Origin of the sequence: Cohnella cellulosilytica, from assembly GCF_042431195.1 — a bacterium.
Taxonomy (GTDB): domain Bacteria; phylum Bacillota; class Bacilli; order Paenibacillales; family Paenibacillaceae; genus Cohnella; species Cohnella cellulosilytica.
In genome coordinates, this window is record NZ_JBHMDN010000003.1 from 49,279 (window position 1) to 63,755 (window position 14,477).

Annotated in this window: 16 protein-coding genes; 8 read left to right on the plus strand and 8 right to left on the minus strand. The window is 59.5% G+C overall.

The window, feature by feature from the left end; all coding sequences use genetic code 11:
- Window positions 1-35 precede the first annotated feature (35 nt).
- The 3 genes from ACFFT4_RS00700 to ACFFT4_RS00710 are packed head-to-tail and all read right to left on the minus strand — an operon-like array spanning window position 36 to window position 3,735.
- Entirely contained in the window at window positions 36-2,153 is a 2,118-nt protein-coding gene (locus ACFFT4_RS00700) for a peptidoglycan D,D-transpeptidase FtsI family protein (protein ID WP_378044242.1), read from the minus strand.
- Window positions 2,150-3,298, minus strand: a complete 1,149-nt coding sequence (locus tag ACFFT4_RS00705) for a transglutaminase domain-containing protein (RefSeq protein ID WP_378044244.1) — start codon at window positions 3,296-3,298, stop codon at window positions 2,150-2,152. Before ACFFT4_RS00705 ends, ACFFT4_RS00700 begins: the two co-directional genes overlap by 4 nt.
- Before the next feature lie 2 nt (window positions 3,299-3,300).
- Window positions 3,301-3,735, minus strand: coding sequence for a hypothetical protein (locus ACFFT4_RS00710; protein ID WP_378044245.1), 435 nt, complete (start codon window positions 3,733-3,735; stop codon window positions 3,301-3,303).
- A gap of 173 nt (window positions 3,736-3,908) precedes the next feature.
- Between ACFFT4_RS00710 and ACFFT4_RS00715 the strand changes: the two genes are divergently transcribed.
- From ACFFT4_RS00715 to ACFFT4_RS00725, 3 genes are all read left to right on the plus strand, one after another.
- Window positions 3,909-5,120: an MFS transporter gene (locus tag ACFFT4_RS00715; RefSeq protein ID WP_378044246.1), complete on the plus strand. Its 1,212-nt coding sequence runs from the start codon at window positions 3,909-3,911 to the stop codon at window positions 5,118-5,120.
- Window positions 5,121-5,343: 223 nt separating this feature from the next.
- On the plus strand, window positions 5,344-5,433 hold the full coding sequence (locus tag ACFFT4_RS00720) for a sporulation protein YjcZ (protein WP_378044247.1): 90 nt from the start codon (window positions 5,344-5,346) through the stop codon (window positions 5,431-5,433).
- Between the two features lie 135 nt (window positions 5,434-5,568).
- A complete protein-coding gene (locus ACFFT4_RS00725) occupies window positions 5,569-5,922 on the plus strand; it encodes a DNA primase (RefSeq protein ID WP_378044249.1) in 354 nt (117 codons plus the stop codon).
- A gap of 107 nt (window positions 5,923-6,029) precedes the next feature.
- Here ACFFT4_RS00725 and ACFFT4_RS00730 read toward each other — a convergent pair whose 3' ends face one another.
- Together ACFFT4_RS00730 and cyoE are read right to left on the minus strand one after the other, a co-directional pair.
- A complete protein-coding gene (locus ACFFT4_RS00730) occupies window positions 6,030-6,755 on the minus strand; it encodes an SCO family protein (RefSeq protein WP_378044251.1) in 726 nt (241 codons plus the stop codon).
- Between the two features lie 4 nt (window positions 6,756-6,759).
- The gene (gene cyoE, locus ACFFT4_RS00735) at window positions 6,760-7,632 is read right to left on the minus strand and encodes a heme o synthase (RefSeq protein WP_378044253.1); all 873 of its coding nucleotides are present in this window, start codon (window positions 7,630-7,632) and stop codon (window positions 6,760-6,762) included.
- Window positions 7,633-8,035: 403 nt separating this feature from the next.
- On the opposite strand from cyoE, the gene gerQ reads away from it, so the two are divergent.
- Entirely contained in the window at window positions 8,036-8,419 is a 384-nt protein-coding gene (gene gerQ, locus ACFFT4_RS00740; protein ID WP_378044272.1) for a spore coat protein GerQ, read from the plus strand.
- Here gerQ and ACFFT4_RS00745 read toward each other — a convergent pair.
- Window positions 8,389-8,682 carry a hypothetical protein gene (locus tag ACFFT4_RS00745; protein ID WP_378044254.1) on the minus strand — a complete coding sequence of 98 codons (294 nt, stop codon included), beginning with the start codon at window positions 8,680-8,682 and terminating at the stop codon, window positions 8,389-8,391. The genes gerQ and ACFFT4_RS00745 overlap by 31 nt on opposite strands.
- Window positions 8,683-8,853: 171 nt before the next feature.
- Here ACFFT4_RS00745 and ACFFT4_RS00750 point away from each other — a divergent pair, with 171 nt between their 5' ends.
- A complete protein-coding gene (locus ACFFT4_RS00750) occupies window positions 8,854-9,837 on the plus strand; it encodes a metal-dependent hydrolase (RefSeq protein ID WP_378044255.1) in 984 nt (327 codons plus the stop codon).
- A gap of 135 nt (window positions 9,838-9,972) precedes the next feature.
- On the opposite strand, the gene ACFFT4_RS00755 is transcribed toward ACFFT4_RS00750, so the two are convergent.
- Window positions 9,973-10,176 carry an alpha/beta-type small acid-soluble spore protein gene (locus ACFFT4_RS00755; RefSeq protein ID WP_378044256.1) on the minus strand — a complete coding sequence of 68 codons (204 nt, stop codon included), beginning with the start codon at window positions 10,174-10,176 and terminating at the stop codon, window positions 9,973-9,975.
- Between the two features lie 88 nt (window positions 10,177-10,264).
- On the opposite strand from ACFFT4_RS00755, the gene ACFFT4_RS00760 reads away from it, so the two are divergent.
- Entirely contained in the window at window positions 10,265-10,438 is a 174-nt protein-coding gene (locus ACFFT4_RS00760) for a DUF5325 family protein (RefSeq protein WP_378044258.1), read from the plus strand.
- Between the two features lie 4 nt (window positions 10,439-10,442).
- On the opposite strand, the gene trpS is transcribed toward ACFFT4_RS00760, so the two are convergent.
- Window positions 10,443-11,441 (minus strand): tryptophan--tRNA ligase, encoded by a 999-nt coding sequence (trpS, locus tag ACFFT4_RS00765; RefSeq protein ID WP_378044259.1) that lies wholly within the window; start codon window positions 11,439-11,441, stop codon window positions 10,443-10,445.
- Between the two features lie 513 nt (window positions 11,442-11,954).
- Here trpS and ACFFT4_RS00770 point away from each other — a divergent pair.
- Window positions 11,955-13,016: a permease gene (locus ACFFT4_RS00770; RefSeq protein ID WP_378044261.1), complete on the plus strand. Its 1,062-nt coding sequence runs from the start codon at window positions 11,955-11,957 to the stop codon at window positions 13,014-13,016.
- Window positions 13,017-13,031: 15 nt separating this feature from the next.
- Window positions 13,032-14,207, plus strand: a complete 1,176-nt coding sequence (locus ACFFT4_RS00775; protein WP_378044263.1) for a TIGR03943 family putative permease subunit — start codon at window positions 13,032-13,034, stop codon at window positions 14,205-14,207.
- Window positions 14,208-14,477: the final 270 nt, after the last annotated feature.

Genomic DNA, 14,477 nt, shown 5'->3' on the forward strand with positions numbered 1-14,477 from the left:
AAGGGGCCGCCCCAAGCGGGACGACCCTGATCGCACTATTCTTCCCGCGTCCCCTCGACCTGCAGTCCCGCATCCGCATTGGCGGCGTTCGCGCCGTCCTGCTGCGTATCTCCCGCGTCGGTAGAGCCCGAGGCCGGCTGAATGCCGTACAACGACGGACGAGGCGTGCCGTACAGACCGACCTGCGCGTCGTACGCGTCGAAAATTTGCCGCGCGATCGGCGCCGCGCCCCAGCCGCCGTAGCCGCCGTCCGGCACGACGACCGCGACCGCCAGCTTCGGTTTGTCCGCGGGAGCGTAAGCGATAAATACGGCGTTCTCCACGCGGCGGCGATTGCCGACGTCCTGCTGGGACGTTCCGGTTTTTCGCATGTACGTATACGGGACGCCGTCGAAGCCTTGAACGCTGACCGCGGCCATCCCCTTCTCGATCGTCTTCCAATATTCTTCGGGAATGTCGATCGAATTGAGCATTTCCGGCTGGAAGTCCACGGTGACATTGCCGTCGACGTCGCGGATTTCCTGCACGAATTGCGGCTTCATGCGCTTGCCGCGGCTGGCCAGCGTCGCCGCGTACTGCGCGAGCTGCAGCGTCGTGTATTTGGCCTGCTGACCCCAGGAGGAGCGGATCAGCGCGGATTGAAGACCTTCGGTTTTCGTGCTCTTGAAGTAGTCGACAACGCCTGCGGATTCGCCCTGCAGCCCGCTGCCGGTCGTCACGCCCAGGCCGAACTGCTTCATGTAGTTGTCCCATATTTGCAAGCCTTCGTCGCCTTTGTAATTCAAGTAAAGCTTGTTGCCGACCATCGCCGACATGAAGGCGTTGGACGACTTGGCGATCCCCTGCCATGCCGTAATTTTTCCGTTGGCCGCGTTGCTGGCGTTCCAGATGCGAACCTCGTGGCCCTTGCGCCCGAATTCGAAATAGCCGGGATCGTTGAATACCGTACTCGTCGTAAACAGCTTCTCGTTCAGCCCGAGCAGCACGGACAGAGGCTTCTGCGTGGAGCCGAGATACACGAGAGAGGACGGATGGTTTTTACGCTCGTCGTAATTCTCGTACGGAGGCTGAACCTCGCGGATCGTGCCGTTGTACTGGAAAAACGTAATCGCGTCCAGATCCTTCTGGCTGATCCCGCCCTGCCAGACGCTCGGATCGTAGTCCGGCATGCTGGCCATCGCGACCACCTTGCCCGTGTCCACTTCCATCGCCACGGCGTAGCCCGTCGTCGGATGCGCGTCCTGGTACTGCTTGCCCTTCGCGTTCCGCACGAATTCGATATGCTCCATAATCGCCTGCTGCGTCTTCAACTGAACGCTGCGGTTGATGGTCAGATACAAGTTCTCGCCCTTGACCGGCTTCGTCAGCTTCATCGGCCCGATAATTTCCCCCTGGTTGTTCACGGGGTACTCCTTGACGCCGTTGCTGCCGCGAAGCTCATCCTGGTACATCAGCTCCAGCCCGTCGAACCCGACGTCCTCGGTATCGAGGTACTTCAGCGCCTTGTCCGGCTGATCCTTGTCGATCTCCTTGTACTTGTCGAGATCCTTCGCGCCCTTCAGCTTCTTCATATAGCCGACAAGCTGCACGGCCACGCGGTCCTCGCTGTACTGGCGGATGCTCTCCTCGACGACGTCGATCCCCTTGAACTCCTGGCGATGCTCGGAGAAATACGCGATTTCTTCCTTCGTCAGCCCCGTCTTGATCCGCCTTTGCTGGTGCAGAAGATGGACCCTTCCCTGCAGGTCCATATCCTCGTAGACGTCCTGAACGGTAAGTGGGGGAGCGCTCTTGTCCCCCAGGCGGTCGAACACTTCGACGAGCCGCGCGGCAAGCGCCTTCGCTTCCTCGCTCTTCATCTTCACGTCCAGCGTAAAATACAGCGATTGCGTCGAGATCGAATAGGCGATCTCCTTCCCTTCCGAATCGTAGATGTTGCCCCGGATCGGAGGGACCGGAACGGTTCGGGAGCCGATCTGGTGCTCCTTCGCCTTCAGGTTGTCGCCTTCCACGAACTGCAAATAAGCCAATCTGACGATAAGTACGGAAAACACGAAAAAAGTAAGGAAGAAAAACAAGTTTAACCGAAAGCTGAAATGCCGCCTGTTGCGTATTTCCCGCTTCTGTTCTTCTTCCGTCCTGCTGCTGCTCACCCGGTTACCCCTCCTTGCCGTATATGCGTATCGGCAAATCCGGGAGAATCGAACCAATTGCCCGTCTTTGCCCACGTCGAATCGAGCGGAATCCATCTTTGTTCTTCATTCGCGTAAATTTCGTTCCAGGCGTGCGCCCCGTAACCGCCGCGGCCGTCGTAGCCCAGTCCGGTCACCACGCGCACGTCCAGGCCGACCGCCCGGGCCATCGCGGCGTACAGCCGCGCATAATCGATGCACACTCCCTTGCGGGTGACGAACGTCGCCTCGGGATTCTGCTCGCGCCATTCCCCGAGCTCCTCGTAGGCCCGCACCTTGTCGTCGTCGTATGAGATGCGTGTGCCGACCCAATCGTACAGCGCCCGCGCCTTGGCTTTGTCGCCTTCATGCTCCTTCGTGACGGAGAGCGCCGCCGCCACGACATCGCCGGGAAGCTCCGCGTCGATGACGTCGTACCGCTTCTGCCAGAGCTGGTCCAGCTCGCCGGACATCGCCTTCGCGAACACCGGCAGCCGTTCCTCCAGCACGATCCCCGCGGCCGGACGGATAATCTGCGCGGCGACTTCCCGATACAGCCCGGACTGCTGGATATAATCGGTCAGCGGTCCCAGAGGGAACAGCGCGCAGTAGGCGAACAGCGTCGCCGTCAGCAGCAGCGCCCGGCCGGTTCCCAGCGCCGCTCCGAGCGCGCCGCCGGTCGTGCGGCTGACGATCCCTCCCGAAGAGGACGGGGAAGCGGCGGTCCCGGGAGAACCGGGCAGAATCGCCTTCGCCGCCAAGCCGGCCGCCAGTCGAATCAGCATGTACGCGATCAGAAACAGCGCGGCGAACCGCAGCAGCGGCAAATCGCGCAGCCCCGTTACGACCGTGTAGAAAAACTGCCGCAGGGCGGCCGAATCGGCGCTCGGCCGCGACAGGCTGCGCTCCGCCAGCCACGTCTGCAGCCCGGGCGACAGCTCCGAGGCGGCGATCGCCGCCAGCGCGACCGCCAGCACCGTCAGAACGGCTTCGCCCAGGAAAGAAGCAAGCCGCTTGACGGAGCCGGAAGCGCCTCTGCGGACGCCTTGATACAAGGACAACGCGATAATCGCAAGCAATGCCCAGGTGACGAGATTGGCGTCGACAACCGTCCCCCAGCCCTTCATCGTTACTTGGCCGCCGCCCGCGCCTTGACGACAAAGTCGCGGACCTCGCCCTCCATTTTCCACGTGCCCAGGGAAATGCCGCGGAACTTCACGCCGACCTCTCCGGAATTCGGCACTCCGGCAAGCTCAAGGTTCTCCGTCGTAATCGTGTAGGAACCGTCCGCGTTCGCCGTATAGACCGCAGCGCTCGCTTCTCCGGCCATCGCCTTGATCGCCTGATCTTTGGCTTCCTCCGACACTTTGCTCCCGACTTCCTTGATATCGTCGATCGTAATGCCGCTGTAGGTGACGATGCCGATGACGATCGCGGCGACGAGCACCCATTTCAGCACCGTCTTGACCAGCTTGAGCACGAGCAGGATCGCCAGGATCGCGACCGCGATCACGATCCAATTGTCCTGCAAAAACGTCAGCCATACATCCGTATCCAGATTCACTCAAAACTCCCCCCTTAAATCTTTGTCTCGATTTCGCATAATTCCTATTATAGCGTAATCGCTCGGCCGCAGTAAACGACGGGCATATCCGCCGGGGCTCGAACGTACAAGTAGGATAAGCCCGGTTGCGGACAAGGGGGCTCGTCCCCGTCACGATTAGGAGGTCGCGGAAGATGAAAACCGCCATATGGCTTTATTTATTTTTGTTCGTTGCGTTCTTCGACTTGCACGCCCAGTACCCGATGCTCACGCCGTTCGCCGTGTCGCTCGGGGCCGCTCCGTCGTTTATCGGCCTGGTGATGGGCATGTATTCCTTGACCCATCTGCCCGGCAACCTGATCGCCGGCATCGCGGTCGATCGCCGCGGAAGCCGGCTGTTCATCGTCTTCAGCCTGATCGGAGCCGGCATCCTGCTGCTCTTCCAGGCCCGCGTGACGGATCCTTGGCAGCTGCTGTACATTCGTTCCCTCAGCGGCTTCGTCCTCGCCTTCCTGTCCCCGGCGTGCATGTCGCTGCTCGCCCGGCTGGCGAAAAACCATATCCAGCAAGGCAAGCTGATGGCCGGCAACGGTCTCGTGCATACGATCGCCTCCGTCGTCTCCCCGGCGGCGGGCGCCCTCCTCGCGGCCAAGCTCGGCTTCAGCCAGTCGTTCGCCTTACTGGGGTGGATCCTGCTCATTACCGGAATTTTGTCGTTCTGGTTCGTCAAGGAGCCCGTTCCCGTCGCCCACCCGGAAACCGGGGGAACGGCGCCCGGACAACCGGTTTCCCCGGCGGCGGCGAAACTGGATGCGCCGGATCCGCTCCTGCAGTCTCCCGCGGCCGGCTTTTCCTGGAGCGTATTCGTGCTGCCGATCGGCATGGCTTGCGCGCAAGGCATCCTCGCCTTCGAGCTCCCTTTGCGGGGCACGGACGCCGCGACGATCATGAGCACCGGCATCCTGTTTTCCGTAATCAGCCTCGGCTCTCTCGTGACGCTCAGCCTGCTGTTTCTTAACCGTTACTTGCCGTACCTGCGGACGGTGGTCGGCGTGATGCTGCTGGCGATCTGCTATTACGGACTCGCCTCCGACTGGCCGGTCTCCCTGCTGGTGCTGCTCTTTGCGGCCGGCATGGCCAAGGGCGTCATTTTCCCGGCGATGACCTCTTTCCTGCTGCAGCTCAGCGGTCCGACTCGGTACGGAAGAACGTTCTCGATTCTGTCCATCTCCCTGTCGATCGGCTCCTTCCTCGGTCCGGTCGCCGCCGGAGCCGTCCGATCCTATTTCTCGCCTTATTTTCTGTCGTTCCTCGCGCTTATGATCGCCCTGGTTTTCCTGTTCCCGCGCGAAGCGTTCAAGGCCAACTGGAATCCGAACGGCGCGCTCCCCCCTCATGCCCATTGATCCCTGCCAAAACGCTTCGCCGTCGCCAGGACGGGAAGCCCGTTTGGGTCGGAGACGATTCCCCCGAATCGTTGAAGAAAAGCCGGGCAAGTTTTGCGCGTCTGGGTATCCGCACACTTCCCGGCCGGGATGCTCGCATATGGTGTAAAACAGCCCAGGTCCGACCGGTCTCTGCCGCGGCCGTTCGGGCCGAATCCGAAGCTGCCGAACGGGGTGAAAGCCCATGTCCCAATTCGCCGCGGGAAACGGCGCGACGACAACCATCGTGCTCGTGCTGTTCATTCTTCTCGTCCTTGTGCTTCGCGCCCATTAAGGCCGATGCCGAGCGCCGCCGAGCCGCCTCGGCGGCTTATCGGCGGCCGCGGCGGGGACAAGCGCGTAGCAAGCGCAACAAAAGGCGGGAAAATGGTACAATAAGGGGCAAACGCCGAAGACGGAGGAACCCGCCATGAATATCGCCATTATCGTCGAAGGAAAAAACGACAAAAGCCGTCTCGCGCGCGTTCTCGCTCCGGAAGTGCCGATCCACTGCACGTTCGGCACCTTGAATACCGACCGCATCGAAGCTCTCCGCAAAGCGGTCGGGGATCGCCACGTTTACCTGTTCACCGATCACGACGCCTCGGGACGCCGCATCCGGGGCATTCTGCGCGACGTGTTCCCGGACGCCGACCACCTCTACACGCGCAGAGGATATAGCGGCGTCGAAGGGACGCCGGAGGAATATTTGATCCAGCAGCTCGAGAAAGCCGGTCTGGAGGAGTATATCGTCTATCCGGAGCCGGACGGGCCCTTCGTTTGATCCGGGATCGAACGCGCAGAACCGTCGCATTCCGGCGCGGGTCCGGGAACGCCAAAGGGCCGTCCCTAGTCGAACAGCGACTACGGACGGCCCTTTGACGGCTTCGTCTACAAAACGCTTTTGATAATCTTGGCCATCTCGCTCGGGCTGAGTATATCCGAGCCGGCGCCGGCTTCCATGTCGATATAATCGTTGGCCGAAATCCACTCGCGGATTTGCCCTTTCTTGTCGAGCAACACGATCAGGTTCATGTGGCCGAAATTGCCGTCTTTGTCTTTATTCACGAGAATTCCGTATTTTTCGGCCAAGGCGGCCGTCTCCTTCTCGTCTCCCCGAAGGAACTTCCAGCCCTCCGGATCGGCTTCGAACCGTTTGGCGTAATCCTGAAGAAGCTCGGGCGTATCGCGTTCCGGATCGATCGTCACGGACAGGAACTCCACCTCTTTGCCGAACAAGCCTTCCTCCTTGAGCTCGTCCTGCACCTGGGACATGACGAACGTGGTCGGCGGACAGACGTCGGGACAGTTCGCGAAGAAGAAATAGAGCAGTCTGGCCTTGCCGTTCGTGCCGCTGAGCGATACGGTCTCTCCGTTCATATCCGTGTAAGAAAACTCCGCGCCTTGTCCTTGTACCGGAAGCTCGTCCTTCTTGTTCTGCTGCTGCAAAATAAAATACCCCATCACAACGCACAACGCCAGCACGACAAGCGAAAAGCCGTAGCGCTGAATCCACGGCCTCTGAGGCCTGTCCGGCTTGACCGGCTCGACGACGACGTCCACTTCGGAAGCGGCATGCCGCTCCGCGGGCACGCTCTCATCCTTCGATTGATCCATCCTCTTATCCCCCCGTCGTATTCAACACCATCGTTAAAAACATAATCATCAAATAGTTGATCGAAATCATGAAATCCCTTTTCGCCCACTTCTCGTCGTCCTTGGCCCGCAGCCCCGAGACGGCGTGTGCGAACCAGACCGCGGCGATGCCGACGGACAAGATCAGAAAATAAATGCCTGCATAGTGGTAGGAGTACATCAGAACGGATGCGGGAATCAGCAGCAAAATATAAGGAAGCATCTGCCATTTGGTGCGCGTTACGCCCTTGACGACCGGGAGCAGCGGGAAACCCGCGGCCTTGTACTCCTCCTTGCGCCGGATGGCCAGCGACCAGAAGTGCGCCGGCTGCCACAGGAACAGCAGCGCGAACAAAATCCAGGCTCCGGCATCGACCGCGTTCGTCACCGCGCAGTACCCGATGACCGGCGGCATCGCCCCGGAAATTCCCCCGACGGAGGTGCTCCAGGTCGAGCTTCGCTTCAGCCACATCGTGTAGATGACAATGTAGACGAACATCCCGAGCAGTCCCAGCCAACCCGTAAGCGGATTAACGAGCAGGAACAGCACAGCGAGGCCCGCAGCGCCGAGCCCGATGCCGTAGCCGAGCACGAGCGCGGGAGACAGCCGTTTCTGCGGGAGGGCCCGGTCGCGCGTGCGCTCCATTTTCAAATCGAGATCGCGGTCCCAATAATTGTTGATGACGCAGGAAGAAGCCATCGTTAAGGTCGAACCGACCAGCATCCAGATTAGAATCCATATATCCGGGTGCCATTTGGAAGCGACCCAATACCCGCCGAAAGCGGCAATCAAATTCAAGCGGATAATTCGCGGCTTGGTTAGAGCCACTAGATCTTTAAGCACGGAGCTCCTCCTCATACCTACCTGATGTCTGTTCAATGATACCGCAAATATTCAAGCATTGACAATGTTCGCCTGTTCGAGTTCATCAAATTGCCATGACATGCGGACCAACCGCGAACCGGGGCGGGAAAAATACGTTCCGCCCAGGCACACAATCCGGGCCGCCTAAATACACTGTAGTGCGACAATCGCCCAATCCCGCCGCTTCATCTTGACGACGGCATTCGGATGCCGGCCCGTCCTCAAGGGAGCCGACAGCGAAGGAGATCCGGGCAGGCTCGAACGTGTACTTACCTTTCAAGGAGGAAGATGTGCGATGTTGAACAACAAAGCGCCCTGGGGCGGTTATGCGCAGCCCCAAGGAAATTTGATGATGCCCATGAACGCCCAAGGGGCGGGGATGACGGGAATGACCGGAATGACGAACATGACGGGGATGATGCCGGCGAATCCGATGGTTCAGGGAGCGATGATGATGCCTCCGCAAGTGCCGGCCGGCGCGCCGATTACCCCGGCCGGAGTCGTGCTCCCCGCAATGACGGGACAGCCGGAGGAGTCCTACGTCGAAAATATTCTCCGCATGAATCTGGGCAAGGTCGCGACGCTGTACATGACGTACGAAAACAACTCCGAATGGAACGCGAAAATTTTCAAAGGCGTCCTGGAGGCCGCCGGGCGGGACCACATCATCATCAGCGATCCGACGACGGGCAAGCGCTACTTGCTGCTCATGCTCAACCTCGACTACATCATGTTCGACGAACCGCTGAACTACACCTTGCCGTTCGGCAGCAACCGCTGACGGAAAGTCCATATCCTTAACCCGTCGCGGCCTCCCTTCACCCATTGCTCCATCTCTTGCCAGGAACGCCCTTCGCGGCGTTCCTTTTCGAGCTCGGCGGCTTCCGCCTCCGTCTTCGTTCTCCGCAGCTCGACGAACACGCCGGGCTGCGCCGTATTCTCGGCAAGCTCCGCGTCCCGCCACAGCTCCGGATGCGCGTCGGCCCACGCGATGAACGGTTCGCGGTATTGCTCCGGGATGACATATTCGCAAAACAAGATCATGACGATGCAGCTCCTTTTCCTTCATATTTTACAGCCGTTACGCCCATACTTAAGCCATGCCGAACGCCTTCGGCGTCCTTCGGACGGGGAAGGCGTTTTGTCGGTGACGATCCGGACGGGGAGAGTCGATTTCTGTTCCTGCCGAATCGGACATAAAGGGGGCTAACGTAAATGGACACCGGTACGCACTTCGTGTTTGGTCTCGGCCTGGGCGGGCTTGCCATGACCGATCCGGTCATCGCTTCGCACGCTTACGGCCCGATCGCCATCTTGATCGGCACCGTCGCGGGCTCGAACGCGCCCGACCTGGACGGGCTGCTGCGATTCAAGAGCAACGCCGATTATATCAAAAATCACCGCGGTTTGTCCCATTCCTTCCCGGCGATCGCGGGATGGACCGCGCTGATTACCGCCGCGATCGCCGTGGCTTTCCGCGGCATTCCCTGGTGGCATATCGCCTTCTGGGTGCTGCTGGCCGTCGTCGTCCATGTGCTGAGCGATTTGTTCAATTCTTACGGCACGCAGGCTTATCGCCCCGTCAGCAAGCAATGGGTCGCGTGGAACGTGATCCACATTTTCGATCCGTTTATTTTCTCCTCGCACCTGTTCGCCATCCTGCTCTGGCTGTCCGGGATTGCCGTCCCCCAAGTCATTTTCCCCGTCCTCTACGCGCTGCTCGGCATTTATTACGGCTGGCGAACGCTTGTCCATCGCCGGCTGTCGCGAACGATCTCGCGGCTGGATCCCGGCAATCGGTCCGGAGACCGCTATACGCTGCTGCCGACCGTCTCGCTGTACCGCTGGAATGTCGTGCGGGTATCCGCGGACGGCACCTACGGGATCGGGGAATGGAACGAAGGGCAAATCAAATGGCAGGACGTGCTGAAGTGCGACGAGCATCCGGCGCTCGACGCCTCCAAGCAGCATGCGGACGTTCAGGCTTTCCTGAGCGTGACGGCCTTCCCCTGCGGCCATGTCAAGCCGAAAACCTGGGGCTACGAGGTGCGCTGGGTGGACGTCCGCTTCCGCTATCGGAAGCAGTATCCGTTCGTAGCCGTCGTGCTGATGGATATGGACCTCGTCCCGATTCAATCGTACGTCGGATGGCTGAGCGACGAACGGCTGGAGAAACGGCTGCGGATGAACGCTTATTGAGTTGCCGCACGGGTTGGATAACGAAGAGGCTGTACCCGCTTAAGGGACAGCCTCTCTTGACGTTTGCCGGCCGGAAGCGCACAATATGAAAAGCCCGAGGGGTTTCCTCGGGCTTTCGGTCCGAACCGAATGTTCTTAGCGACCGGAAAGTTGTTGCTCGGCCATTTGGACAAGCTTCTTGGTGATATAACCGCCAAGGGAACCTGCGTCGCGGGACGTTACGTTGCCGTAATATCCGTCCGCCGGAATTTGGACGCCCAGGGATTGGGCTGCTTCCGCCTTCATGCTTTGCAATGCCGCTTTCGCTTGCGGTACAACAAGTTGGTTGCTTGATGCCATGTTGAAATCTCCCTTCGCCTTAATGATTGGTTTGCAAGCTTGCCAACTTAGTATGCTAGATACGAAGAAAAATATGCGAGGTGAAATCATGAGTAAAACTTTGTCACTCCTGTTCGCCGTATTATCCGTGATCGGCATGCTCGCCACGGCCTTCTCGATCAGCTACAGCGGTTGGCTGGCGCTGCTTTTCGGCGTTGTCACCCTCGTCGTGATGGGACTCGGCTTTGTCGTCAAGGCGAAATTGGGAAAAAAAACCGCTTAGTCGTTCAGCGAACGATCGGCAGGAAGCCCATCGCTTCCTTCGCCTTGGCCAGCGTCTGCTCGGCCACGGCGCCCGCGCGCTCGGCGCCGTCCCGCAGGATGCGGTGAATTTCCCCCGAGGAACGAACGTCCGCGTACTTGCGCTGCATCGGCTCGAGCGCCGCGACGACGACTTCGGCCAAATCTTTTTTGAACGCGCCGTATCCCTGGCCGTCGTAAGCGGCCTGAACCTGTTCGACCGTCTTGCCCGTGCATTGCCCGTAGATCGTCATCAGATTGCTGACCTCCGGTTTGTTCTGCACGTCGTACACGACTTCCCGGCCCATGTCCGTCTTGGCCCGGGCTATTTTTTTGCGGATATCGTCCGGGTTGTCCAGCAGCGAGATGTAGCTGCCCGCGCTCGGGCTGCTCTTGCTCATCTTCTTCGTGCCGTCCTCCAGCGACATAATGCGCGCGCCCTGCTTCGGAATGAACGGCTCCGGAACGACGAATGTGTCGCCGTAGCGGTAATTAAACCTTCCGGCCAAGTCGCGCGTCAGCTCCAGATGCTGCTTCTGGTCGTCGCCGACGGGGACGAGCGTCGCGTTGTAGAGCAGAATGTCCGCCGCCATCAAAGCCGGGTAGACGAACAGCCCCGCGCCAACCGCTTCCTTGCCCTCGGATTTGTCCTTGTATTGCGTCATCCGCTCCAGCTCGCCCATATAGGACATCGTCGTCAACAGCCAGCCCAGCTCGGCGTGGGCGGGCACATGCGACTGAATGAAGATCGCCGCCTCCGCCGGGTCGAGCCCCGCGGCCACGTACAGCGCCGCCACGGACTCGGTCTGCTCCCGCAGCGCCGCCGGCTCCTGGGGAACCGTCACCGCGTGAAGGTCCGCGATCATAAAGTAACAGTCGTGCTCGTGCTGCAGGGCGACGAAATTTTTCATCGCGCCGATGTAATTGCCGATCGTCAGCTTGCCGCTGGATTGAATGCCGGATAATACTCGCTGCTGCTTGGACATCGTCGAATCGCTCCTTTTTTTTCCTGGAAAATAAAAAAAGCCTTCCTCCGCTAGGGACGAGGAAAGCCGTGGTGCCACCCTAATTCGTATCGCGACGGCTGCAGTCCTGACGCGATACCTTAGCGTTCCTGTAACGGGGAACAGTCGGGACAGCATGGGACGGAAATCCGCCGCCGCATCGCATGCGCGATAGCGGTGCTTCTCCCGTCGTTCCGCTTCCGGCTCCAAGATCCATTCCGCAAGGCGAGCGTGCCGGCTTCCAGCCCATCACCGGCTCTCTGTGAGCGCTCCGTCCCGGCGTACTTGTTCTCTTCATCGCCGAATATTAAACGAGTTGTTACCCATTATACCCCGCCGGACCGGATTGTCAACCTTGCCGCTGCGGCATGGCGACCGCTTAAATCCGCACGAGGAAGCCCCGCGAATTTTTGAGCAAGAAGTCATGAATGCCAAATGAACAAGCATATTGTATAATAATCGTAACTGTTACAATTAGGAGGTGGATGCGAAGTCGTGCCCAAAGGTTGGATGAAGCTGGCGACCGCGGCGGCTTCGATCGTTTGCGCCGCACTTCTGGTGCTCATTTTTTTCGGCCGCGATTTTTCCGGATGGAGCCTGGATCACACCAGATTGCAAAATTTCAAAATTATTTTTATCAGCATCATTCTCGAAGCGCTGCCGTTTCTGCTGATCGGCGTCATCTTATCCGCGCTTCTTCAGGCGTTCGTGTCGGACGAGCTCGTGCGCAAGCTGACTCCCCGCAATCCGGTCGCCGGCGTCCTGTTCGGCACGCTTCTGGGCATCGTGCTGCCGCTCTGCGAATGCGGCATGATTCCGATCGTGCGGCGGCTCATGCGCAAAGGCTTGCCCGCTTACATAGGCCTCGTCTACATCGTAGCGGGTCCGATCCTGAACCCGGTCGTCTTCGGTGCGACGTTCCAGGCCTTCCGCGCGAATGAAAGTCTGGCCTACTCGCGCTTCTACCTGGCGTTTGTCGTGTCCGTCGCGCTCGGCTTCATTCTGTACGCCGGACTGAAGCAAAGTCCGCTGAAGTCCGACCCGCCGGCCGCTGCCGCTTCCTTGGCCCGCAGCGGGCACGAGCATCATCATCACGCTCACGGCCATCATCACCATCATCATCATGCGGACGACAAAGCGTCCTTTTTCCGGAAACTGGGCTCGACTCCGTCCCATATCGCCGAGGAATTTTTCGAGATGGGCAAATATTTGATTCTCGGCTCGCTCATTACCGGGCTGATGCAGACGTTCATCACGCGGGCCTCGTTCGCGTCGGTGGCCGATCATGAGCTGTTGTCCCATCTGTTCATGATGGCGTTCGCCTACGTGCTGTCGCTCTGCTCGACGTCGGACGCGTTCGTGGCGGCTTCGTTCAACAATTTGTTCCCGCCTGCCTCGCTGCTGTCCTTTCTCGTGCTCGGACCGATGCTCGACTTTAAGAACACGCTGATGATGCTCGCCGTCTTCCGCAAAAAATTCGTGCTCAAATTCAGCCTGCTGATCGCCGTGCTCGTCCTGCTCGGATCACTTGCGTTCGATCGGCTGGGCTTCCTATAAGGAGGTTGTTCCCCCTTGGTCAAATCGTCTTCCGTTCTGGCGTTCCATTACGCCGCAAGAGCGGTTCTGCTGGCCGGCTTCGCATTCCTGATCGTGCACCTGGTCCGGTCCGGCAATCTGAATCTGTACATCGCGCAGCGGATGCAGCTGATCGTCAAGCTGGCCGCGCTCGGCATGTACGCGGTCGCCGCCCATCAGCTGTATTCGGCGATTCGCGCTTTTTTCGACAAGGAGCATAACGAGCCCTCGTGCGATTGCCTGCACGAAATGCCCGCCACCTGGGGCAAAAGCGCGCTCCTCTACGGCTGGTTCGCGCTTCCGCTCCTGATCGGCTACATCGTGCCGGACAGCGTGCTCGGCAGCAGCATGGCCTCCGCCAAAGGCGTGCAATTCACGCCTCAGACGACGGTCGTAAGCGAGCCGCGAACGACGGCGCGCTCAGACTCCGCCCCGGAGCCGTCCATCGAGCTGCCCGATGCCGACGGCAGTATAACGGGTCCTGGTTCGGCCGCAGCCGACCCGGAGAAAGGACAGCCGGACAACGCCCTGTCTGAACCGGCGCAGCCGGAAGAACCGCAGCCGAGCGGCGCTCCGCCGGGCACGGGCAGCGTTCCATCGGACGACGTACCGCCCAATGACGCGCAATCGAACGCCGGGCAGTCGAGCGATGCGCAGTCGAATGCCGGGCAGTCGAACGACGCCGATTCGAACCGCAAGCTTACGCCCGAGGAGCTTGACCAACTGTTCCCGTTCGATAATTTTACCGAAACTTACGCCGCCTACGGGAAAAAGCTGCTTCAACGGGACGTGATTGAAGTCACGCCCAAGCGCTACATCGAAACGCTGACCACCATCGATCTGTACCGCGAAGCTTTCCTGGGCAAAACGATCGAAGTCAGCGGCTTCGTCTACCGTGAAGGAAACATGGGGCCCAGGCAGTTCGGGGTCAGCCGCTTCGCCATCTCCTGCTGTACCGCGGACGCTTCGCCCTACGGCGTCATGATCACGTTCGGCAAAGCGGATACGCTCGAGACGGACGAATGGGTATCCGTAACCGGCAAGCTCGGCACGACGCTGTACAACGACATCGAGATTATTCAGATCGACGTCGTCAAGGTCGTCAAAATTCCGGCTCCGGACGATCCGTACGTGTCTCCGGATTTCGACTTCGGTCTGGATCAGCTGGAGTAAAAAAACCGAACCGCGCAACAAGGGGCTATCGGGTCCAAGGCGAATCGATCGTCCTTGGCCGGATAGCCCCTCGTTTCCGTATGTATCTATCGGCTTGGCTCAGCCGTTCGACGCTTCCCTGCGGTCCCTATTTTTCGGAGAATACCGGAACATCAGGTTGGCCATGTTGTAATTCGACTCAGATTATTTAGACCAATCACAGGGCATCGTGACAGATCACAAACCATTAAATCGTGATTTTTTTGGTCATATCTAGTCACATTAAATCAT

Coding starts and splice junctions, on each gene's coding strand:
- ACFFT4_RS00755 (WP_378044256.1), bottom strand. CDS start 10,176: ATGGCATCAAGCAACCAACTTGTTGTACCGCAAGCGAAAGCGGCATTG.
- gerQ (WP_378044272.1), top strand. CDS start 8,036: ATGACGAACATGACGGGGATGATGCCGGCGAATCCGATGGTTCAGGGA.
- trpS (WP_378044259.1), bottom strand. CDS start 11,441: ATGTCCAAGCAGCAGCGAGTATTATCCGGCATTCAATCCAGCGGCAAG.
- ACFFT4_RS00730 (WP_378044251.1), bottom strand. CDS start 6,755: ATGGATCAATCGAAGGATGAGAGCGTGCCCGCGGAGCGGCATGCCGCT.
- ACFFT4_RS00725 (WP_378044249.1), top strand. CDS start 5,569: ATGAATATCGCCATTATCGTCGAAGGAAAAAACGACAAAAGCCGTCTC.
- cyoE (WP_378044253.1), bottom strand. CDS start 7,632: ATGAGGAGGAGCTCCGTGCTTAAAGATCTAGTGGCTCTAACCAAGCCG.
- ACFFT4_RS00720 (WP_378044247.1), top strand. CDS start 5,344: ATGTCCCAATTCGCCGCGGGAAACGGCGCGACGACAACCATCGTGCTC.
- ACFFT4_RS00745 (WP_378044254.1), bottom strand. CDS start 8,682: ATGATCTTGTTTTGCGAATATGTCATCCCGGAGCAATACCGCGAACCG.
- ACFFT4_RS00760 (WP_378044258.1), top strand. CDS start 10,265: ATGAGTAAAACTTTGTCACTCCTGTTCGCCGTATTATCCGTGATCGGC.
- ACFFT4_RS00705 (WP_378044244.1), bottom strand. CDS start 3,298: ATGAAGGGCTGGGGGACGGTTGTCGACGCCAATCTCGTCACCTGGGCA.
- ACFFT4_RS00715 (WP_378044246.1), top strand. CDS start 3,909: ATGAAAACCGCCATATGGCTTTATTTATTTTTGTTCGTTGCGTTCTTC.
- ACFFT4_RS00750 (WP_378044255.1), top strand. CDS start 8,854: ATGGACACCGGTACGCACTTCGTGTTTGGTCTCGGCCTGGGCGGGCTT.